The organism is Mycolicibacterium wolinskyi str. Jessa 2025, from assembly GCF_049241375.1.
In the GTDB taxonomy this organism is placed as follows: Bacteria; Actinomycetota; Actinomycetes; order Mycobacteriales; family Mycobacteriaceae; genus Mycobacterium; species Mycobacterium wolinskyi.
In genome coordinates, this window is record NZ_CP185960.1 from 7,259,490 (window position 1) to 7,280,760 (window position 21,271).

The window sequence follows — 21,271 nt, forward strand, 5'->3', positions numbered from 1 at the left end:
ATGACCTCCACTGAACGGCCCGAGGCGCGCACCGCCCCGCTGGCGTCCAATCTGAAGCTGCTGCAGTTGCTCGACGAACTCGCCGACACCAACGGTCCGGTCGGGGCGTCTCAGCTCGCACGGAAACTCGGCTCGTCACGGTCGATCGTGCACCGGCAACTGGTGACGTTGGTGGATGCCGGCTGGCTGGACAACCTGGCCAACGGCACCTATCGCCTCAGCCTGCGAGCGGTTCGTCTGGGCCAGGCGGCGTTACGGCATTCCGGGCTCAATGCCCGTATCGCAGACCGCATCTCGGCAGCGGCCGAGGAGCTCGGCGAGGTGGTGTCCCTCGGGGCGATCGACAGTGACGCCGTCACCGTCATCGAGCGAGGCCTGCCGTCCCGGGGTGTCCGGGTCAGCGTCGCGCACGGTCATCGGTTCCCGATCATGGACAGTGCCCTGGGGCTCGTGCTTACGGCTTACGCATCCCCGCATGAGTTCCGGCGTCTGGCTGATTCCGGCGTCGAACTCGCCCCGGCCGCGCAGCTCGACCAGGTCCGCGCGGACGGCTACGCGACCGTGCTCGACGCCGAGTACGACCCCATCGAAGTCGTCGCGGTTCCCGTCGGCCGCGTTGTCGGCTCGGTGCGTTACTCGCTGTGCGCGCACTGGCCGCAATCGCGTACCCGCACCCGCGCCGCCCTGGCCGTCTTGGAGCCCGCCGCGCGCGACATCGAAGAAATTCTCTCAGCCACAACAGGTTTCACCTCAGAATAGGCAAAAGGAGCTCAACGAATGACAACGGTCTTGTCCGGTCGCAATCACCTACCGGGAGATCGAACCGCCACGGAGCACCTACTCGACCCGGAACTGCTGATGCTGCCGCAGCGGCTGCAGGCGCTCGCGCCCAGCCGGATGTCGGTGGCCAGGGCCGTGCTCGAGCGGATGGTGCGCGAGCAGTGGAGCTTCGAGCGCGTTTACTTCGACATCGACGAGAAGTCCCGTGGGGAAGCGCTCTATCGCGTGCGGGCAGGCAACCACGTATTCGACTTCGTGGTGTTCGGCTTCGAGCCCGACCCCGAGGGTCGCACCGGGCGCATCACCCAGAAGAACTGGGACATGATGGCAGCGCTGATCGACCGCGAGACCACACCGGAGGACCGGGCACGGACCCGCGAGGAACTCCCCAAGCTCTATGTGGGGCGGGCCATCCCAGGAACTTTGACGTGGGCGCGCTCGAACCGCAGCTTCCGCGCCTTCGATCACGTCGTCGACGCTCTCGCGGCCGGCCGGCAGCCCGACACCCGGTTCCTCTGGGAAATCGGCTATTTGATGCGGAACACCGGCCTGGACGGCAACGGTACGTTCAACACGCGCTCGTTCCTCGCGCTGGAAGACGACCACCCCCTGCGAGACCCGCTGCACGCGCAGCTCTTCTCGGCGTATCTGATGCGCGAGTACGCGGCCGACCTCGTCGATGCCCTGGCGGCGCATCGCAGTCCCGATGCCGTGGCTCTGACGCCCGAGCTGCGGAGGATGGTCGGAATCGGCAATGGCTCCGCCCTCGGATTGCTGTTCTTCGTCAACACCCATCCCCACCTCATCGGTGCCTGGCTCGGTGAGCGTCAGCGGCTCATCGCCGAGGCGGCGGCAGTCGAGCTGGCGCCGAATTCCGCCGAGGCCCGGCAGATGCTTCAGCTGATCGAGGACGCGGCCGCGTACTACTCCGCGGACCCGTACGTGTATCAGGTATTCGAAGATCCCCACGACGTCGGCATCGATCTGCGGCGTGCCGCCGGAGTCCTGCGTGGACTGCTTGAAGGCGGGACCACGACCGGAGCCCGGTTGCTGGAGGTGCTCACCGACACCGGAGGGGTTGAAGCGTGGGAGGTCGTGGCGGCCAACCTCTTGGAGTTGTTGCCCGCCACCGCGATCGAGGACGCGCTCGTCAACGGGATCCGGTCGGAGCTCACGCATTCCGACCCGAAGATGACCGTGGGGGAGCTCGCGGCATTGGTCACCGACGAGTACCGGTGGGCGCTCGACATCGACATGGAGGCCGACGGTGCTCGCGACTACGTGTGGTACAAATCCGCCGACGCCGAGGAACCCCGACGCGGCCCGGCCGACGAGGTGACCGGGGGCCGCAACTGGGCGCTGGATCTCCCGACCGACATCCAAACGCTTACCGCCGAGCTGCGCCACCGGCACGCCGGACAACCGGTGGGAGAGGTGCTGGCCGATCGACCCGAGCTGCGGGCCGTCATCGAACGGGTGCAGTCACTGGCCGGCCAACGATTCCACTCGCCACACATGAACATGCTGGACCGGGATTTCGTACCCGTCTCAATCGTGCGGTTCGTCAACGCCGCCATCCACGGCTTGCATCGCACGGTCGACAGCGAGGATCAGCGAAACGTGCTCGGGCTCATCTTCATCGGCGCTCCGACCGCAGCAGAGATCACCGCCGGAACCGCCGTCATCGATCCGTACCCGGCGATTCCCGTCACTCACGGAAAGGTCAAGTGATGACTGCACTCATGAACTACTCGGTGCGCGAGTTCCGCCACATCACCAATCGGTTTCTCCACGCGCGTGGAGCCCAACGCCACATGGTCAATCCGGTGCGCGACGTCCTGACGTTCGCGCAGGCGCGTGGCTTCGACGCGCTGACCGAACTCGAGCGCACCCAGTATCAGATCGACCGTTTCGACGGGCGAATCGAGATGCGCACGCCCACGTCCTGGTCAGCCGATGGACAATCCGCCTACTACGTCGCACCGACCATCATCGACCTGCTGATCCTGCGGTCGGGCGCCGAGAACGCGTCGGTCACCATCGAAAACATCGACGGCGCAGCGATCTTCGGAAGTCTCGACGAATACGCACAGGTCCGCGGCCTGCACCTCGAGGTCACCGCCGTCGACGACGATTCGGTAACGCTGGCCTACCGAGCGGTGCCCCGGCCTGCGGCCGAGGTGCCGCTCGAGGCTGAGGGGCCCGCCGTGCGGGACGCGTTGAGACGGGGCTTCGACGCCGACACCGAACAGTTCTGGCGGATGTTCTACGCATCGGATCAGGCGCTCACGCCCGATTCCGAGGTCTCGCGAAACCACGCCGGCTCCCAGATCTACGACGAACACGGCAATGTCATCGGTGAGTTCGACGAAGAGTCCTACACCTATATCCGGTCCTACGCCGACGAGGTGGCCGGCTGATGGTCATGATCATCGACGGCCTGCAGTGCGGCCGCTACGACACCGACATCCTCCGCGACCTGGCAGCCAAAGGTGTTGCCGGGGTGACCATCACAGCGTCGTTCTGGGAAGACGCGCTGGAGACGATGGACGCCATCGCCAAGTGGAACGACCTGATCCGCGACAACAGCGACACGGCGCTTCTCGTCCGCAGCGCCGCCGACCTCGAGGAAGCCGCCGACACCGGACGTGTCGGCATCGTGCTCGGAACCCAGAACTCGTCGTTGTTCAACGACCGGCTCGGATTCGTCGAGCACTTCTGGCACATGGGCGTGCGCATCGTTCAACTCACCTACAACAACCAGAACGCCATCGGCGGATCCTGCTACGAGCCAACCGATTCCGGGCTGTCCCGGTTCGGCCGCGAAATCGTCAGGGAGATGAACCGGGTCGGCATGATGGTCGACCTGTCGCACGTGGGGGACAAGACCTCCGAGGACGCCATCGAACACTCGGCGCGTCCGGTACTGATCAATCACGCGAATTCCCGTGCCATCTACGACCATCCGCGCAACAAAAGCGAACGGGTGCTCGACGCTCTGGTCGCCCACGGTGGCGTCCTGGGCGTGTGCACCTACAACAACATCGCCGGGCAGTACGCCGGCAGTGCCGAAGACGCGGCCGAACTCATCGCCCGCCACGTCGATCGGCTCGGCATCGACCACGTCGCGTTCGGTTCCGACATGGCGCCCGGTTCTCCCGACGACGACGTCGAATGGATGCGCAAGGGACGGTGGACCCGTTCCGAGCAACCAGGAGCATCACAACCCGACGCGCCCGCACCACCCGCGGAATGGATGGACGACTTCGCCAAGATCGGTCAGGTGGCCCAGGTACTCATCGATTCCGGGCGGCTCACCGAGAAGGAGACCGCAGCGGTCATGGGCGAGAACTTCCTGCGGGTCTACCGGGCCGGTTTCGAGCCGATGAGCTAGCCCGGCGTTCGCTCGGAACGCGACGTCTTCTTTCTTAGCAACTTCACGGCCTTGTCGACTGCTGCGCTCAGCTTTGCCGAGCACGCTTGAGCCTACGGATCAAGTAGTGGCCCAAGGGAGGTCGCCATGCAGAAGAAGAACGTCAGTGCGACGGTGATATCGCTCGAGACACACCCTGCCTGGCTCGCAGCGCATCCCGATGCCGACGCGCTCGAGGCGGCGAAGCGACGCCACCCGTCCTATCAAGCGGTAGCGCCGCACCCGGTGTGGCCGGCCGACGCGGGATGACGCTGCGAGAGACAGAACACTATGTAAGACAACACACAGAAAAAGGCCCCGGCGTACCGCCGGGGCCTTTTCGTTGTGGGCGAAGGGGGACTTGAACCCCCACGTCCCGAAGGACACTGGCACCTGAAGCCAGCGCGTCTGCCATTCCGCCACTCGCCCGAATGACCGAGGCAGCGTATCACTGGGCGCGCTCGGTTCCCAAACCGCGCCGATCACGGCCATATCAAGGTGAATGAATTCTTAAGGTCATCAAGATCACGTCATTGACCAGCCGCGATCCGATTCTCAGAGTTCTGTTGGTCCCGCATTGGCAGCTCAGGCCGATACCATGCATGTGAGCAGTGTGGCCAGAGCGACACGCGGTAGCACCGGCTGCCGATCTGGGCCATCAACGACGACGAGTGAAGGCGGGCGGTGACATGGGATTTGTCGACCGCATCGAACGCAAGCTCGAGTCCACCGTGGGCGATGCCTTCGCCCGCGTGTTCGGCGGTTCCATCGTCCCGCAGGAAGTCGAGGCGGCATTGCGCCGCGAGGCCGAGTCGCGGGCCCGGACGGTCGCAGGCGGACAAGTTTTGGCACCGAACGAGTACGTAATTACCCTCAGTGGGACTGACTATCAGAAGGTAAGCGCCGATACTGACCTGACCTCGACCGCGTTCGCCAAGCATCTGGGGGGATTTATCCGTGATCAGGGGTGGCAAACGTATGGTGATGTGGTCGTTAGATTTGAGCAATCACCGAACTTGCACACCGGACAGTTCCGCGCGCACGGCGCGGTCAACCCCGATTCGACCGCCAGCGAATCCGCGCGAGCCCAACGCGACCATGCGTTCACCGCAGAATCAGGAGAACCACCTATGACCGATAACCCGAATTACCGCGGCGGCCAGGGACAAGGTCGGCCCGGCGACGATTACTACGACGACCGGTACGGGCGTCAGCAGGACGATCCGCGTGGCGGCCAGTACCCGCCGGAGCAAGGCGGGTACCCCCCGCAGGACCAGGGCGGCTACCCCCCGCAGGACCAGGGCGGCTACCCGCCCCGCGGCGGATACCCCGAGCAGGGCGGGTATCCCGACCAGGGTGGCTACCCGGAGCAGGGTGGCTATCCCGATCAGGGCGGCTATCCCCCGCAGTCCTACGAGCAGCGCCCGCCTGCCGGTGGTGGCTACGGCCAGCCGGGCGGCGGCTATGACCAGCGCCGGCCGCGGATACGGCCAGCAGCCCGGTGGCTATGGGCCGCCCCCCGGCGGCCAGCCCGGCTACGGCGGTCCCGCAGGCGAGTACGACTACGGCCGTCAGCCCGCACCCGGGCGTCACGACGACTACGGCAGGCAGGAGCCTCGCCCGGGCGGCGGATACCCCGAGCAGGGCGGCTACGGCGGTCAGTCGTACGGACGTCCGGAATACGGCCAGCAGCCGGATTACGGCCGTGGCTACGGCGAACCGGCACCCGGCGGCTACCCCGATCAGGGTTACGGCGAGCCGGCCGGCCGGGATTACGAGTACGGCGCTCCTGGCGGCGGTCAGGCCGGGTACGGCGGCGGCTACGGCGCGGGTGACTACCAGGCCGGTGGTGCGACCGTCACGCTGCAGCTCGACGACGGCAGTGGCCGGACCTATCAGCTCCGCGAAGGCGCGAACGTGATCGGCCGCGGCCAGGACGCTCAGTTCCGGCTGCCGGACACGGGTGTGTCGCGTCGGCATCTGGAGATCCGGTGGGACGGTCAGGTGGCGTTGCTGTCAGACCTCAACTCCACCAACGGCACCACAGTGAACAACGCACCGGTGCAGGAGTGGCAACTGGCGGACGGCGACGTCATCCGCCTGGGACACTCCGAGATCATCGTGCGCGTGCACTGAGCGTCGCGGACCGGACACAACGGGGTGACAAGCAGCCCGCTTCACCCTCATGCCCATCGCTGTCCAAGTATCGTGACGATGCCGAAGGTCGCTGAAGGACACCAACGGGACTGCCACGGAAAGGACGTCGGATGCAGGGGTTAGTGCTGCAGCTGACGCGCGTCGGCTTCCTGTTGCTGCTGTGGCTGTTCATTTGGTCGGTGCTGCGCATCCTGCGCACCGATATATACGCGCCGACGGGTGCGGTGATGGTGCGTCGTGGGCTTGCGTTGCGTGGTTCGCTGCTGCCCAATCGGCAACGACGCCACGTGGCGCGCCAGCTCGTGGTGACCGACGGCGCCCTGGCCGGTACCCGCATCACGCTGGGCAACCAACCGGTGCTGATCGGCCGGGCAGATGACTCGACATTGGTCCTGACCGACGACTACGCCTCGACGCGCCACGCCAGACTCTCGCCACGAGGTTCGGAGTGGTACGTCGAGGACCTAGGATCGACCAACGGCACATACCTCGACAGGGCGAAGGTGACAACAGCGGTACGGGTTCCCATAGGCACGCCGGTTCGGATCGGCAAGACGGTAATCGAGCTGCGCCCGTGACGCCGCGCACGCGAGGAGCGATATGACCCCGCGCACGCGAGGAGCGATATGACCCTCGTTCTCCGATATGCCGCGCGCAGCGATCGCGGCCTGGTCCGCGCCAACAACGAAGACTCCGTCTACGCAGGTGCCCGGCTGCTCGCGCTCGCCGACGGGATGGGCGGGCATGCCGCCGGCGAGGTGGCCTCACAGCTCGTCATCGCAGCGCTGGCCCACCTCGACGACGATGAGCCCGGCGGCGATCTGCTGAGCAAGCTGCACGCCGCGGTGGCCGAGGGCAACTCCGCGATCGCCGCGCACGTCGAGGCCGACCCCGAACTCGACGGTATGGGCACGACGCTGACCGCGATCCTGTTCGCGGGCAACCGGCTGGGCCTGGTGCACATCGGTGACTCGCGGGGCTATCTGCTGCGCGACGGGGAACTGACGCAGATCACCAAAGACGACACCTTCGTCCAGACGCTCGTCGACGAGGGCCGCATCACGGCCGAAGAGGCCCACAGCCATCCACAGCGCTCGCTCATCATGCGGGCGCTCACCGGCCATGAGGTCGAGCCGACGCTGATCATGCGCGAGGCCAAGGCCGGCGACCGTTACCTGCTGTGCTCGGACGGGTTGTCCGATCCGGTCAGCCAGGAGACCATCCACGAGGCGCTGCAGATCGAGGACGTCGCCGAAAGCGCCGACCGGCTCATCGAATTGGCGCTGCGCGGCGGTGGCCCCGACAACGTCACCGTGGTGGTGGCCGACGTCGTCGACTACGACTACGGGCAGACGCAGCCGATCCTCGCCGGCGCGGTGTCCGGTGACGACGACCAGACCGCACCGCCCAACACCGCGGCCGGGCGGGCGTCGGCATTCAACCCGCGCCGCAACGAACCCAAACGAGTGGTGCCTCAGCCCGCCGAACCGTCGCGCAAGCCCCGGTCGCGGCGGCGCATCGTCATCGCCGCGATACTCCTGTTGTTGGTGGTGGTGGGCGGCCTGGCGATCGGCCGGGAGATCATCCGCAACAACTATTACGTCGCCGAGCACGACGGCACGGTCTCGATCATGCGCGGTATCCAGGGCTCGTTTCTCGGTTACTCCCTGCAGGAGCCCTACCGGCTCGGCTGCCTCAACGACCGCAACGAGCTGTCGCTGATCGGCGCCGACGAAAATCAGGACAACCTCGCCTGCCGGCTGATGGCCGTCAACGACATGCGCCCGTCCGAACGCGCGCAGGTGGTGGCCGGGCTGCCCGGCGGCACCCTCGACGAGGCGTTCGCCCAGATCACCGAGCTCGCCCGCAGTTCCGTGCTGCCGGTGTGCGCGCCGCGCCGAGCGACCACCCCGACGACCACCACACCCCCGCCGCCGGCGCCCACCTCCGAACCCGCGCCCGAACCCAGCGCACGCGGCCCGGGTGGCTCTCCGGCGCCGGAGACGCCGACGACCGTCACCGCGCCCGCGCCGACCCCGCCGCCCCCGGGCGCGCCGGCTCCGTCGCCTTCGCCAACGCCGTCGCCCACCGTCACCGCACTGCCTCCCCCGCCACCCGAACCGGGGACGAACTGCCGGGCGGTGTCATGACGACGCAGCCCCAGTCGCCGGTTACCGTCATGCCGCCGCTACCGAACCGGCGCAACGCGGAACTGCTGCTACTGGGGTTCGCGGCCCTGATCACCACCGTCGCGCTGCTGATCGTCGAGACCAATCAGGAACAGGGCGTCAGCTGGGATCTGGCCCGCTACACGATCGGATACCTGGCACTGTTCGGCGGCGCACACCTGGCCGTGCGACGGTTCGCGCCGTACGCCGATCCGCTGCTGCTGCCGGTGGTCGCGCTGCTCAACGGGCTGGGCCTGGTGATGATCCACCGGCTGGATCTGGCCAAGGGCGAGATGACCTCCGACGGCCTCGGCGGAACGGCGAACCAGCAGATGCTGTGGACCCTTGTCGGCGTCATCGCGTTCTCCCTCGTGGTGATCTTTCTCAAAGACCACCGCATGCTGGCCCGGTACGGATACATCTGCGGCCTGACCGGCCTTGTGCTGCTTGTCATTCCGGCTCTGCTGCCGGCGAGGTACTCCGAGCAGTACGGCGCGAAGATCTGGATTCAGTTCCCGGGCTTCTCGATTCAGCCTGCCGAGTTCTCCAAGATCCTGCTGCTGATCTTCTTCTCGTCGGTGTTGGTGGCCAAGCGCAGCCTGTTCACCAGTGCCGGTAAGCATTTCCTCGGGGTCGACCTGCCCCGCCCGCGTGATCTGGCACCGCTGCTGTTGGCGTGGGCCGCGTCGGTGGGCGTGATGATCTTCGAAAAAGACTTGGGCACTTCACTTCTGCTGTACGCATCGTTTCTCGTGCTGCTCTATGTCGCCACCGAACGGCTCAGCTGGGTGGTCATCGGGCTCGCGCTGTTCGCGGTGGGAAGCGTTGCGGCATACCACGTTTTCGGTCACGTCCGGGTGCGGGTACAGACCTGGCTGGACCCGTTCGCCGACCCTGAGGGCGCCGGCTATCAGATGGTGCAGTCGCTGTTCAGCTTCGCAACCGGCGGCATCTTCGGCACCGGTCTCGGCAACGGGCAGCCCGGCACGGTTCCGGCCGCCGCCACGGATTTCATCGTGGCCGCGATCGGTGAAGAACTCGGATTGGTCGGTCTCGCAGGCGTTCTCATGCTCTACACGATCGTCATCATCCGCGGCCTGCGCACCGCGATCGCCGTACGGGACAGCTTCGGCAAGCTTCTTGCCGCGGGCCTGGCCTCGACGCTGGCCATCCAGCTGTTCATCGTCGTCGGCGGCGTCACCCGACTGATCCCGCTGACCGGGCTCACCACACCGTGGATGTCCTACGGCGGCTCGTCGCTGGTGGCCAACTATGTGCTGCTGGCCATCTTGGTGCGCATCTCCTACGCCGCACGGCGACCGATCACCACCGAGCGGCCACCGAACGCGACGCCCATCGCGGCGGCCAGTACCGAGGTGATCGAGAAGGTATGAACACCTCACTGCGCCGGGTAGCCGTCGCCATCATGGTGCTGATCGTGCTGCTGCTGGCCAATGCCACGATGACCCAGGTCTTCACCGCCGACGGGTTACGCGCCGACCCGCGCAACCAGCGGGTGCTGCTCGACGAATACTCGCGCCAGCGCGGGCAGATCAGCGCGGGCGGTCAGCTTTTGGCCTACTCGGTCGCGACCGACGGGCGGTTCCGGTACCTGCGCGTCTATCCCGATCCACAGGCTTACGCGCCGGTCACCGGTTTCTACTCGCTGGCGTACTCGAGCACGGGCCTCGAGCGCGCCGAGGACACCATCCTCAACGGCTCGGACGAGCGACTGTTCGGCCGCCGGCTCGCCGATTTCTTCACCGGACGCGATCCGCGGGGCGGCAACGTCGACACGACCATCAAGCCGCAGGTGCAGCAGGCCGCGTGGAACGCGATGCAGACCGGCTGTGACGGGCCCTGCCGGGGCTCGGTCGTCGCGCTCGAACCGTCGACCGGCAAGATTCTGGCCATGGTCTCGGCACCGTCCTACGACCCCAATCTGCTGGCCACGCATGATCTCAACGCGCAGACCACGGCGTGGGAGCAGTTGCGCGACGATTCGCAGTCGCCGTTGCTCAACCGCGCGATCTCCGAGACCTACCCGCCGGGGTCGACGTTCAAGGTCATCACCACCGCGGCTGCGCTACAAGCCGGTGCCACCCCGGACACGCAGCTGACGTCCGCGGCGCGGACGTCGTTGCCGGACAGCACCGCGACGCTGGAGAACTTCGGCGGCGCGGCATGCGGACCCGGACCCACCACGTCGCTGCGCGACGCGTTCGCGAAGTCCTGCAACACCGCGTTCGTCGAATTGGGTCTCGACACCGGCGCCGACAAGCTCAAGGCGACGGCCCAGGCGTTCGGCCTGGACGCGCCGCCACCGGCGATCCCGCTGCAGGTCGCCGAGTCCACCACCGGACCGATTCTCGACGGCGCCGCGCTGGGCATGTCGAGCATCGGGCAGCGCGACGTCGCGCTCACACCGTTGCAGAACGCACAGGTGGCCGCGACAATCGCCAATGACGGCATATCCATGCGCCCCTATCTTGTGGATAACCTCAAGGGGCCGGATCTGGCCACCATCAGCACCACCGCGCCCGTCCAAGAGCGCCGAGCGGTGTCACCCCAGGTCGCGGCTACACTTACGGATTTGATGGTCGCCGCCGAGCAGGTGACTCAGCAGAAGGGAGCTATCGCCGGCGTGCAGATCGCTTCGAAAACCGGTACGGCGGAGCACGGGACTGACCCCCGCAACACTCCGCCGCATGCCTGGTACATCGCCTTTGCACCGGCCTCCGACCCCAAGGTCGCGGTCGCGGTGCTGGTCGAGGACGGCGGCGACCGGTTGTCAGCCACCGGCGGCGCATTGGCCGCCCCTATCGGACGCGCCACGATCGCGGCGGCGCTGCGGGAGGGAACATGAGCCCCCGGGTCGGAGTCACGCTGTCCGGTCGTTACCGGCTGCAGCGACTGATCGCCACCGGCGGTATGGGCCAGGTGTGGGAAGCCGTCGACTCGCGGCTGGGCCGCCGGGTCGCGGTCAAGGTGCTCAAGGCCGAGTTCTCGACCGACGCCGAGTTCGTCGAGCGGTTCCGGGCCGAGGCCCGCACGGTCGCGATGCTCAACCACCCCGGCATCGCGAGCGTGTACGACTACGGCGAGACCGAGCTCGACGGCGAAGGCCGTACGGCGTATCTGGTCATGGAGCTCATCAACGGTGAGCCGCTGAACTCTGTGCTCAAGCGCACCGGCCGCCTGTCGCTGCGTCATGCGCTCGACATGCTCGAGCAGACCGGGCGCGCGCTGCAGGTCGCTCACACGGCGGGCCTGGTGCACCGCGACGTCAAGCCGGGCAACATCCTGATCACCCCGACCGGTCAGGTGAAGCTCACCGACTTCGGTATCGCCAAGGCCGTCGACGCCGCACCGGTCACCCAGACCGGCATGGTGATGGGCACCGCCCAGTACATCGCGCCCGAGCAGGCGCTCGGCCATGACGCGACCGCGGCCAGCGACGTCTACTCACTGGGAGTCGTTGGCTACGAATCGGTTTCGGGCAAGCGTCCGTTCACCGGTGACGGTGCGCTGACGGTGGCGATGAAGCACATCAAGGAGACGCCACCGCCGCTGCCAGCCGATCTGCCGCCCAATGTGCGTGAGCTGATCGAGATCACGCTCGTCAAGAACCCCGGCATGCGCTACAAGTCGGGCGGGCCGTTCGCCGACGCCGTCGCCGCGGTGCGCTCCGGCCGCCGCCCGCCCCGGCCCAACCAGGCCCCGACACTGGGACGGGCCGCCCCGGCCGCGGTGCCGTCCGCCGCGCAGGCGCGCGCGGCCGCCGACCTGACCGGGCGCGCGCCCGTCACCGCCGCACGCGCGAGGCCGACGGCCACCAGCGCCCACCGCCCGGCGCCGCCACCGCGGCGTACGTTCTCATCCGGCCAGCGCGCGCTATTGTGGGCGGCTGGCGTCCTCGGCGCGCTGGCGATCGTCATCGCGATCCTGATCGTGCTCAATGCGCAGGACCGCAAGGAAAGGGAGCAGACGCCACCACCCACGGTGACCGACACGGTGACCGAGACAACGCCTTACCAGTCGCCGGCAGCGTTGCCTGAGCTGGGACTCCACGTGATCATGCCGCGGGCCCCCGCAGCACCGGAACAGATACTGCAATGACGACGCCTCAGCACCTCTCCGACCGATACGAACTCGGTGAAATCCTCGGCTTCGGCGGCATGTCCGAAGTTCATCTGGCACGCGATACGCGGCTGCACCGTGACGTCGCGGTGAAGGTGCTACGCGCCGACCTGGCCCGCGACCCGAGCTTCTATCTCCGGTTCCGCCGCGAGGCCCAGAACGCCGCCGCGCTGAACCATCCGGCGATCGTCGCGGTGTACGACACCGGCGAGGCCGAGACGCCGAACGGACCGCTGCCCTACATCGTCATGGAGTACGTCGACGGCGTGACGCTGCGCGACATCGTCCACACCGACGGCCCCATCCCGCCGAAGCGTGCGATCGAGATCATCGCCGACGCGTGCCAGGCGCTGAACTTCAGCCATCAGCACGGCATCATCCACCGCGACGTCAAGCCGGCCAACATCATGATCAGCAAGAACAACGCTGTGAAGGTGATGGACTTCGGCATCGCACGGGCGCTCGCCGACACCGGCAACAGCGTCACGCAAACCGCCGCGGTGATCGGAACCGCGCAATACCTGTCCCCGGAGCAGGCCCGCGGCGAGACGGTCGACGCCCGCTCCGACGTCTACTCGCTCGGCTGCGTCCTGTACGAGATCCTCACGGGCGAACCGCCTTTCATCGGTGACTCGCCGGTCGCGGTGGCCTACCAGCACGTGCGCGAGGATCCGATTCCGCCGTCGCACCGCCACCAGGGCATCTCGCCCGAGCTCGACGCCGTCGTCCTCAAAGCACTGGCCAAGAACCCCGACAACCGCTACCAATCCGCCGCGGAGATGCGGACGGACCTGATCCGCGTGCACAGCGGGCAGGCACCCGATGCGCCCAAGGTGTTCACCGACGCCGAGCGCACGTCGATGCTGACCGCACCGATGGATCGCGGACCCGCGACCCAGGACATGCCGGTCCCACGGCCCGCCGGTTATTCACGTGAGCGCGGCAACTCGGTGGCCCGCTGGCTCATCGCGGTGGCGGTGCTCGCGGTGCTCACCGTGGTCGTGACGGTCGCGATCAACATGGTCGGCAGCAGTCCGCGCGACGTGCAGGTGCCCGACGTGAGCGGTCAGTCCGTCGATGACGCGCAAGCCGCGTTGCAGAACCGGGGTTTCAAAACTCGTACCGAGCCCCGGCCCGACAATTCTGTACCTGTCGATCAAGTCATCGACACCGAGCCCGCCGCGAACAGCACCGTGGCCGCCGGGGACGAAATCACCATCAACGTCTCTACCGGTCCGCAACAGGCGCCAGTACCCGACGTGGTCGGAATGACACCCTCACAGGCCAGGCAGAAGCTCAAAGACGCCGGGTTCGAGAAAGTCAGGGAATCCTCGACCCCGTCGACGCCCGAGCAAAAGGGCAAGGTGATCGCGACCAATCCGCCGGCGAACCAGAACACCGGGGTCATCTACGAGATCACCATTGCCGTGGGCTCCGGCCCTGAGAACGCCCAGGTTCTTGACTGCGTCGGGCAGACCGCCGACAGTTGCAAGGCGATCCTGGGGGCATCAGGCTTCCCCAACACCGTCGTCGTCGAGGTGGACAACACCGCGCCAGCCGGCCAGGTGGTCGGCACCGAGCCGCCCGCAGGGCAGTCGGTTCCGAAGGACACGGTCATTCAGATCCACGTGTCGAAGGGCAACCAGTTCATCATGCCCGACCTGGTCGGGCAGTTCTGGGCGGACGCTTATCCGCGGTTGACGGCCCTCGGTTGGACCGGGCAACTCGACAAGGGCGCCGACGTTCGCGACAGCGGTCAGCGCACGAACGCCGTCGTGAATCAGACTCCCGCGGCGGGCACCCCGGTGAACCGGGACGCGCGGATTACGCTGAGTTTCGCGTCGTAGCGGCCGCGACCGCGCGGGCGACCTCGTCCTCGAGCTGTCGGACGAGAGTCTCGGCGGGCGCGGCACCGCAGTAGCCGAGCCAGTTGGCCAGCATGCGATGCCCGCCCTCGGTCAAGATCGACTCGGGGTGGAACTGCACGCCGTGGATGGGCAACTCGACATGGCGCACGCCCATGATCACGCCGCCTTCGGTGCGTGCGATGACCTCGAGCTCGTCCGGGACGGTCTCGGGCAGGATGGTCAGCGAGTGGTAGCGCGTCGCGGTGAACGGATCCGGAAGTCCTTTCAGCACACCGTCATCGGTGTGGTGCACGACGCTCGTTTTGCCGTGTAGTAGTTCGGGGGCACGGTCCACGGTGCCGCCGAACGCGACGCCGATGGCCTGATGTCCCAGGCACACCCCGAGTAGGGGAGTGCGGGCCGCGGCACAGGCGCGCACCAGCGGGATCGAGGCGCCGGCGCGCTCGGGCGTGCCCGGCCCTGGACTCAGGAGCACGCCGTCGAAGTCGGCGACCACCTTGGCGATGGCGGCGTCGCTGCTCAGCCGTTCGTCGTCGTTGCGCCAGACCTGTGCGTCCACGCCGAGCTGGCCCAGGTACTGGACCAAGTTGAACACGAAGCTGTCGTAATTGTCGACGACGAGAACCTGCATCGGCCCAGGTTACCGGCTCAGTAGCCGATGGGGCCTGCGGGTTTCGCGTAGCGCATCCGCACGGGCTCGGTGTGCCCGACGAGTTCGACCTGGGCCCGCGGTTCTTCGACGTAGCCCAAGCCGAACCGGACCACGTACTGCTTGTAGAGCGTGACGAGCGGTGCGGCGGCGAGGGCGGCCTGCATGGCCGCTGTGTCACCGATCGCGGTGATGACGTACGGCGGGCTGTAGGTGCGGCCGTTGAGCAGCAGGGTGTTACCCACACAGAGCGGTGCGGAGGTCGCGATGATGCGCTGATCCTGCATCTGGATGCCCTCCGCGCCTGCGCTCCACAGAGCGTTCAGGACGGCCTGGATGTCCTGCTGATGCACGACGAGGTCATCGGGTGCGGCATCGCGGGGGAACCGGCCCTCAGCGTCACGCTGGGCGTCGGTGAGCGTCACCACGAGGCCCGGACCGCGGATGGGCTCCATCCCGGCGTCTGCGGCCAATTCGGCGCTGCGCGCGGTGATCGCGTCGAGCGCGGCATGCGAGCTGGGGGAGCCGCCGTGATGGCTGTCGATCTCCGTCGCCAGCGAATCACGCCGAACGGTCAGCCGGTCCACCGACTGCTGAGCCTCCCGCACGAGGTCCACCAGGCGCGGAGCGTCGCTGCGGCGAATCTCGTCTCCGCCGGAGACGCCGTGCGTCGCGGCGAGCAGCAGGCCCGCGAGCAGGCACACCACCGGGACGCCGAAGCGCCATGGGGAACGACGGGGCTGGTCCATCGGCTCCTCTTCCGGACGTGCAGCTACGTTAGGCTCGTGAAGCATCCTGCTTCATCGTCGCACCGTGTGACGCCGACTGTCCGCGAAGGTACCCATGCCCAAGTCCAAAGTCCGCAAAAAGAACGACTTCACCATCAAGCCGGTGAGCCGGACACCGGTCAAGGTTAAAGCCGGACCGTCCAGCGTCTGGTTCGTCGCGCTGTTCATCGGCCTCATGCTGTTCGGCCTCATCTGGCTGCTGGTGTTCCAGCTCGCCGCCACCAATCCGATCGACACCCCGTCGTTCCTTCAATGGATGGCCGATCTCGGTCCGTGGAACTACGCGATCGCCTTTGCTTTCATGATCACCGGTCTGTTGCTCACGATGCGCTGGCGCTGAGTCAAGACGGCATCATAATGAATTCATCTTACGTTCCGTGCGTTACCGGTTTAGCAACGTCCCGGGCGCTCAATCACATCGTTGTGATTCATCCCCATTGGGGATAGCACCTGTGGATAACTTCATTAGTAACGGTAAAAGGGTGTGCACTGCCCGTGCAGCAAACTAGTTGGGGGCCTCCCACCGCTGGAATCGCAGGTTGCGGCATAGCCGGACTTATGATGGCTATCGCAGCTGTGACCCTGATCACAGATCCACCAGGACGTGTTCTTGCCGGCATTGCCGCCGTGGGATTGCTCACCTTTGCAACGTTCTCCTGGCGCGCCCGGCCAAAACTGGCAATCAGCGAAGACGGTCTCACTGTTCGCGGTTGGTCGCGCACCCGGATACTTCGGCGCAATGACGTCCGTTCGATCCGCATCACCGAGTTCCGGCGCATCGCCCGCAAGGTCCGCCTGCTCGAGATCGACACGGCCGACGATCGGCTGCTCGTCATGACTCGATGGGACCTGGGCACCGACCCGCTCGACGTTCTCGACGCCCTCAAAGCGGCCGGCTACTGAAGAAGTCCCGCACACAGACGCGACGTCCCCGCAGACGGGGACGTCGCGTTGTTGCGTATGCGGGTCAGGCCGTGGCTATGACACCGTGACCGACTCGATCACCACCGGCTCGGTGGGGCGGTCACCCCGGTCGGTCGCAGTCGATGCGATCGCATCGACGACCTTCTGGGACTCCGGGTCGACAACCTCGCCGAAGATGGTGTGGCGACGGTTCAGATGGGGGGTCTTGCCGACCGTGATGAAGAACTGCGAACCGTTGGTGCCCGGCCCGGCGTTGGCCATCGCCAGCAGGTAGGGCTTGTCGAACTGCAGCTCCGGGTGGAACTCGTCGGCGAACTGGTACCCCGGGCCGCCGCGACCGGTGCCGGTCGGGTCGCCGCCCTGGATCATGAAGCCGTCGATCACCCGGTGGAAGATTGCCCCGTCGTAGAAGGGACCGGACGTGCTGCCCGACGCGTTCTCGGTGCTGTAGTCCTTGGTGCCCTGCGCCAAACCGACGAAGTTGGCCACGGTCTTGGGAGCGTGGTTACCGAACAGGGCGATCTTGATGTCGCCGCGGTTCGTGTGCAGGGTCGCGGTTGCGGTCTGAATGGGGCTCGTCACGGAATGTCAGTGTGCCATCCCGGTCACGCGCGCCCATCGGCACCCGTCACTTACCCACCTGACCGCGTTCGAGATGGCAGGCTGGACTGGCAGTCGGAACCCGATGGCTCAGAAAGGTGCGAGATGACCGCGAATGCCGATCTCCGGTTGGCCCCCCATCAACGACTTTCCCGCGGTTTGAAATACACCGCGGTCGGCCCGGTCGACATCACCAGGGGCGTCGTCGGTCTGGGACTGAACTCGGCACAGGCAACCGCGAACGGGCTGCGCCGTCGCTACGAGTCCGGCAAGCTGCGCCGCCAGTTGGCCGCGGCCGCCGAAGCGGTCGCCGCGCTGCCGGAAGTCATCCAGGAAGCCACGGCACCGCCCAAGAAGCGGCGCCGTCCGCTCGTCATCGCCGGGGTCGCGGCAGCCGTCCTGGCGGGCGGCGCGGTCGTGTTCTCGATCGTGCGACGCTCGACCCGCCCCGAGCCCTCGCCGCTGCCGCCGAGCGTGGAGGTCACGCCGAAGCCGTAGAGCCTAGGCGCCCTCTGCGACAGCCTTGATGGCCGCGAGGGTGGCCGGTATCCCGCTCAGCGCCGCCTCGCTGCGCGCGGCGATCTCGGCGTCGGCCCGCTCGCCGTAGCGCTCGTGGAAGCCTGCGATTCCGGGCTCCAGAAAGGCCCAGGACTCGGTCAATCGGGTGCCGGCATCCTCTGGCTCCAAGGTGAAGCCCCAACGCACCCAGCCGCCGTTGACCTCCCAGGAGAACTCACGTCCGGGATCGGCGGCGACAACCTGACTGCGGGTCTCCCATTCGCGGTCAGGCGTCACGTTGCGTCCGGTGAACCAGGCGCCCACGCGCGGCCCACCGTCCTCGTCCCACCAGCACTCACGGCAGATGGGGCTCCACTCGCCGGTACGGGTGACATCGGAAACGATGGCGTAGAGGGCATCCGGCGGGATGGCGACGTGGATGGAGTCGGAGTACTCGAGCTGAGTCACGGAGTCGACGCTACCAAGTGGATAGGTGACATGTCCCGGAATAACGTGACATGTCACCTAGTTGCTGGATATGGAACGCATCAAGCGTTTTCGACGACAGGAGGACGGGATGGCTCAGCTCGAAGGAAAGACAGCACTGATCACCGGCGGCACATCCGGTATCGGTTACGCGACGGCGCGAGCCTTCGCCGACGAGGGCGCCAAGGTGTTCATCACCGGGCGTACCCAACAGCGCGTCGACGCCGCCGCAGCCTCGCTCGGTTCCGGTGTCGTCGGTGTTGCCAGCGATGTCACCAGCACCGAGGACCTGGACCGACTTGTCGGGGTCATCCGCGACGCAGGTGCCGGCCTCGACATCGTCTTCACCAACGCCGGCAGTGGCGAGTTCGCCACGCTGGAGGACGAGACACCCGAACACCTCATCGACACGTTCAACCGCAACGTGGGCGGGACAGTGTTCACCGTGCAGAAGACGATGCCGCTACTCAATCCCGGTGCCTCGATCGTTCTGTCCGGCTCCACCGCGGCCACCAGGGGTACCCCGGCATTCGGCGCCTACGCCGCGGCAAAGGCTGCTATCCGGTCCTTCGGCCGCACCTGGGCCACCGAGCTTGGCGACCGTGGCTTCCGGGTCAACACGGTCACACCCGGTCCCATCCTGACCGAGGGACTCACCGAACTCGTGCCTGACAAAGACCAGCGGCAGGTGTTCTTCGACGGTCTGGCAACGAACCCGATGAAGCGGTTAGGCGATCCTGCCGAACTGGCCGCCGTGGTGGTGTTCCTCGGCTCCGATGCGAGCAGCTTCATGACAGGTGCGGAGATCTTCGTCGACGGGGGCATGAACCAGGTTTAGCTGGTCTAGCTGAGGTCGGGACGCGGCAAGGTGCCCTCGCGCAACAGACTCTCGTGTACAACGGCGAGGATGTCGGCGAGGGCATCCTCGTGCTCGGGATCCAGATCGGCGAAGAACGCCCGGTGTACCCACTCCGCGTGCACCGGGGCGGCGCCGGCGAGCTGGCCCCAGCCCTCGTCGGTCAGGACGACGACAGTGCCGCGACCGTCGGTGTCACAGGTTGTGCGCTCGACCAGGCCGCGACGTGCCATCCGCATCAGGTGGTGAGAAACCCGGCTGCGTTCCCACCCGATCACCGTGGCCAGTGTGGTCAGCTGCAGGCGGCGATCCGGTGCGCGCGAGAGCGTGCTGAGCACCGTGTAGTCGTAGAGTGAAAGACCGCTCTCGGTGCGCAGGTGACGGTTCACCTCATATTCGAGCCGGTGATAGACCCGCATGAAATTCAGCCAGGCCCGCTGCTGCCTCGGCGTCAGCGGGTACTCGCCGGAATCAGTCATCGCGCGTCATCGAGATGCATGTCGCCTATCTAAGCAAAACTCAACCCCGATACGCGGTTTCGGCGACTATCCGTGTCGACGGCCACCGAACGGGCTCGAAGCCGGTCACCTGTACGGGTCTGATGTTGAGGAAGATTGTGGGCAAGTGTAGGCGAGAACGAGAAAAGCGGTCCCGGTGGCTAACACCGAAACCGCTTCTGGACCGCAGATTCAACTTGTGGAGCCTAGGAGATTCGAACTCCTGACATCTGCCTTGCAAAGGCAGCGCTCTACCAACTGAGCTAAGGCCCCTCGACTGGCCGAGATGGGCTAGTCCGCCTCGTGCCAAACTTCGTCGCCGTGCCGTGATCGCCACACGATCACCGCCGCGGCCACGATCACAGCCAGAACCACGAACCGCATGGCGCACCCTCTCGGTGATCACCGGCAATGCCGGCTTCGTGGGCCTAGGAGGACTCGAACCTCCGACCTCTTCGTTATCAGCGAAGCGCTCTAACCGCCTGAGCTATAGGCCCGAAATAGGGGACGACCGAGCGACGAGATTACCTCAATGGTGGTCGGCTACCCAAATCGGTTCCGTCGGCGGTGACGTCCCTCAGTCCCGGTCGGCCAATGTCACTTCGACACCGCCCACGAGATCGGTTGTGAGGTTGTAGATGAACGCACCGATCGTGGCCATGGCACTCAGCACGACGATGTTGACCAGACCGATCAGGGCGGCACCGCCGAAGATCGTGCCGCTCGAGACGAGCTCGCCGCCGGTGCTGCCACTCGCGCTGGTCAGCAGGTCGCCAACGTTGCTGTTGAGCTTGCTCCACACGCCCATCCCGCCGAGGACGAGGTAGAGGAACGCCACCGCGATCATCCACACGAAGAACAACACCACCGACAGCACCAGCGAGACCTTGAGCACGGTCCACGGGTCCACCCGGCGGATCTGCATGCTGGCCCGCACGGGACCGGTCTGTTGCGGGCGGTTCGCCACCTGGATGCGCGTGGTGGGCGTCGCCGACGACCGCGCACTGTCGTTGCCGGTCTTACGCTGCGGCGGACGGGGTACCGGACCGGACAGATCCGGCAGCTCGCTGGCATACGCCTCGGGGCGCACCGGCTCGCTCCTCGGCTCGTTGCGAGGTTCGTTCCGCGGCTCAGGACGCGGTGCCGGGCGTGGCTGCTGCTCGGTCTCGGTTTCCGATCCCGAGACAAATCGCTGCGCCCGGGCCTCGCCGGCGGGTCCCCGGGATGCGTCGCCGCGCGCCTCCGCGGGCGGCTGCTGCGCCGTGCGCGACGCGCCGCGCTGCCACGGTGGCACATCACCCGAGTCGGTGATGTGGCCGCCCGCGCGTGACGCGGCGTTGCCCGCGGCTCCGACCTCGCCACCCGGCGCCGAGCCGTTGGTGCTGCTGCCCGGCCGGTCGCCCGCGCGCGGGTATCCCGGCTCGCTCGGTGAACTCACCTAACAGCTC

General features: G+C 66.8%; 21 protein-coding genes, 3 tRNA genes and 1 pseudogene. 16 read left to right on the forward strand and 9 right to left on the reverse strand.

All coding sequences use genetic code 11. The features are described from left to right. From ACOI2T_RS35815 to ACOI2T_RS35835, 5 genes are all read left to right on the forward strand, one after another. A complete protein-coding gene (locus ACOI2T_RS35815) occupies window positions 1-759 on the forward strand; it encodes an IclR family transcriptional regulator (RefSeq protein ID WP_409502995.1) in 759 nt (252 codons plus the stop codon). A gap of 18 nt (window positions 760-777) precedes the next feature. Continuing rightward, window positions 778-2,511 carry a hypothetical protein gene (locus ACOI2T_RS35820; RefSeq protein ID WP_409502996.1) on the forward strand — a complete coding sequence of 578 codons (1,734 nt, stop codon included), beginning with the start codon at window positions 778-780 and terminating at the stop codon, window positions 2,509-2,511. Then, on the forward strand, window positions 2,511-3,200 hold the full coding sequence (locus ACOI2T_RS35825; protein WP_409502997.1) for a hypothetical protein: 690 nt from the start codon (window positions 2,511-2,513) through the stop codon (window positions 3,198-3,200). The genes ACOI2T_RS35820 and ACOI2T_RS35825 overlap by 1 nt, the downstream gene beginning before the upstream one ends. Continuing rightward, window positions 3,200-4,174, forward strand: coding sequence for a dipeptidase (locus ACOI2T_RS35830; protein WP_409502998.1), 975 nt, complete (start codon window positions 3,200-3,202; stop codon window positions 4,172-4,174). Before ACOI2T_RS35825 ends, ACOI2T_RS35830 begins: the two co-directional genes overlap by 1 nt. A gap of 126 nt (window positions 4,175-4,300) precedes the next feature. Beyond that, window positions 4,301-4,462 (forward strand): hypothetical protein, encoded by a 162-nt coding sequence (locus ACOI2T_RS35835; RefSeq protein WP_409502999.1) that lies wholly within the window; start codon window positions 4,301-4,303, stop codon window positions 4,460-4,462. Window positions 4,463-4,538: 76 nt separating this feature from the next. Here ACOI2T_RS35835 and ACOI2T_RS35840 read toward each other — a convergent pair. Continuing rightward, window positions 4,539-4,621: transfer RNA gene (locus ACOI2T_RS35840), tRNA-Leu, on the reverse strand. A gap of 260 nt (window positions 4,622-4,881) precedes the next feature. Here ACOI2T_RS35840 and ACOI2T_RS35845 point away from each other — a divergent pair. From ACOI2T_RS35845 to pknB, 7 genes and pseudogenes are all read left to right on the forward strand, one after another. Further along, window positions 4,882-6,328: pseudogene (locus ACOI2T_RS35845) on the forward strand (DUF3662 and FHA domain-containing protein). Between the two features lie 131 nt (window positions 6,329-6,459). After that, window positions 6,460-6,927, forward strand: a complete 468-nt coding sequence (locus tag ACOI2T_RS35850; protein WP_067849830.1) for an FHA domain-containing protein FhaB/FipA — start codon at window positions 6,460-6,462, stop codon at window positions 6,925-6,927. A gap of 48 nt (window positions 6,928-6,975) precedes the next feature. Continuing rightward, window positions 6,976-8,499, forward strand: a complete 1,524-nt coding sequence (locus tag ACOI2T_RS35855) for a PP2C family protein-serine/threonine phosphatase (protein ID WP_409503001.1) — start codon at window positions 6,976-6,978, stop codon at window positions 8,497-8,499. After that, window positions 8,496-9,911: a peptidoglycan glycosyltransferase RodA gene (locus ACOI2T_RS35860; RefSeq protein WP_409503002.1), complete on the forward strand. Its 1,416-nt coding sequence runs from the start codon at window positions 8,496-8,498 to the stop codon at window positions 9,909-9,911. Before ACOI2T_RS35855 ends, ACOI2T_RS35860 begins: the two co-directional genes overlap by 4 nt. Then, window positions 9,908-11,383, forward strand: coding sequence for a D,D-transpeptidase PbpA (gene pbpA / locus ACOI2T_RS35865; protein WP_067849835.1), 1,476 nt, complete (start codon window positions 9,908-9,910; stop codon window positions 11,381-11,383). The genes ACOI2T_RS35860 and pbpA overlap by 4 nt, the downstream gene beginning before the upstream one ends. Next, window positions 11,380-12,636, forward strand: coding sequence for a protein kinase domain-containing protein (locus tag ACOI2T_RS35870; protein WP_067849837.1), 1,257 nt, complete (start codon window positions 11,380-11,382; stop codon window positions 12,634-12,636). Before pbpA ends, ACOI2T_RS35870 begins: the two co-directional genes overlap by 4 nt. Then, window positions 12,633-14,504, forward strand: coding sequence for a Stk1 family PASTA domain-containing Ser/Thr kinase (pknB, locus tag ACOI2T_RS35875; protein ID WP_409503003.1), 1,872 nt, complete (start codon window positions 12,633-12,635; stop codon window positions 14,502-14,504). Before ACOI2T_RS35870 ends, pknB begins: the two co-directional genes overlap by 4 nt. Here the strand turns inward: pknB and ACOI2T_RS35880 are convergent. Both ACOI2T_RS35880 and ACOI2T_RS35885 read right to left on the reverse strand, forming a co-directional pair. Beyond that, window positions 14,482-15,156: an aminodeoxychorismate/anthranilate synthase component II gene (locus ACOI2T_RS35880; RefSeq protein WP_409503004.1), complete on the reverse strand. Its 675-nt coding sequence runs from the start codon at window positions 15,154-15,156 to the stop codon at window positions 14,482-14,484. The genes pknB and ACOI2T_RS35880 overlap by 23 nt on opposite strands. Before the next feature lie 17 nt (window positions 15,157-15,173). Further along, entirely contained in the window at window positions 15,174-15,923 is a 750-nt protein-coding gene (locus tag ACOI2T_RS35885; RefSeq protein ID WP_409503005.1) for a DUF881 domain-containing protein, read from the reverse strand. A gap of 94 nt (window positions 15,924-16,017) precedes the next feature. On the opposite strand from ACOI2T_RS35885, the gene crgA reads away from it, so the two are divergent. After that, on the forward strand, window positions 16,018-16,302 hold the full coding sequence (gene crgA / locus ACOI2T_RS35890) for a cell division protein CrgA (RefSeq protein WP_067849843.1): 285 nt from the start codon (window positions 16,018-16,020) through the stop codon (window positions 16,300-16,302). A 155-nt stretch (window positions 16,303-16,457) separates the two neighbouring features. Continuing rightward, window positions 16,458-16,865 (forward strand): PH domain-containing protein, encoded by a 408-nt coding sequence (locus tag ACOI2T_RS35895; RefSeq protein ID WP_085143619.1) that lies wholly within the window; start codon window positions 16,458-16,460, stop codon window positions 16,863-16,865. A 75-nt stretch (window positions 16,866-16,940) separates the two neighbouring features. Here the strand turns inward: ACOI2T_RS35895 and ACOI2T_RS35900 are convergent, their stop codons facing one another. Next, the gene (locus tag ACOI2T_RS35900) at window positions 16,941-17,468 is read right to left on the reverse strand and encodes a peptidylprolyl isomerase (protein ID WP_067849847.1); all 528 of its coding nucleotides are present in this window, start codon (window positions 17,466-17,468) and stop codon (window positions 16,941-16,943) included. Window positions 17,469-17,591: 123 nt separating this feature from the next. Between ACOI2T_RS35900 and cwsA the strand changes: the two genes are divergently transcribed. Continuing rightward, window positions 17,592-17,984 (forward strand): cell wall synthesis protein CwsA, encoded by a 393-nt coding sequence (gene cwsA / locus ACOI2T_RS35905; protein WP_085143618.1) that lies wholly within the window; start codon window positions 17,592-17,594, stop codon window positions 17,982-17,984. 3 nt (window positions 17,985-17,987) lie between these two features. Here cwsA and ACOI2T_RS35910 read toward each other — a convergent pair whose 3' ends face one another. Continuing rightward, window positions 17,988-18,452 (reverse strand): SRPBCC family protein, encoded by a 465-nt coding sequence (locus ACOI2T_RS35910; RefSeq protein ID WP_409503006.1) that lies wholly within the window; start codon window positions 18,450-18,452, stop codon window positions 17,988-17,990. 109 nt (window positions 18,453-18,561) lie between these two features. On the opposite strand from ACOI2T_RS35910, the gene ACOI2T_RS35915 reads away from it, so the two are divergent. Beyond that, window positions 18,562-19,308, forward strand: coding sequence for an SDR family oxidoreductase (locus tag ACOI2T_RS35915; protein WP_409503007.1), 747 nt, complete (start codon window positions 18,562-18,564; stop codon window positions 19,306-19,308). A gap of 5 nt (window positions 19,309-19,313) precedes the next feature. Here the strand turns inward: ACOI2T_RS35915 and ACOI2T_RS35920 are convergent, their stop codons facing one another. From ACOI2T_RS35920 to ACOI2T_RS35935, 4 genes are all read right to left on the reverse strand, one after another. Continuing rightward, complete coding sequence (locus tag ACOI2T_RS35920; protein ID WP_409503008.1) at window positions 19,314-19,805, reverse strand: MarR family winged helix-turn-helix transcriptional regulator; 492 nt, start codon at window positions 19,803-19,805, stop codon at window positions 19,314-19,316. Window positions 19,806-20,023: 218 nt separating this feature from the next. Further along, window positions 20,024-20,096 (reverse strand) — tRNA-Ala (locus ACOI2T_RS35925). 150 nt (window positions 20,097-20,246) lie between these two features. Continuing rightward, window positions 20,247-20,320: transfer RNA gene (locus ACOI2T_RS35930), tRNA-Ile, on the reverse strand. 80 nt (window positions 20,321-20,400) lie between these two features. After that, window positions 20,401-21,261: a DUF3566 domain-containing protein gene (locus ACOI2T_RS35935; RefSeq protein ID WP_409503009.1), complete on the reverse strand. Its 861-nt coding sequence runs from the start codon at window positions 21,259-21,261 to the stop codon at window positions 20,401-20,403. Window positions 21,262-21,271 lie beyond the last annotated feature (10 nt).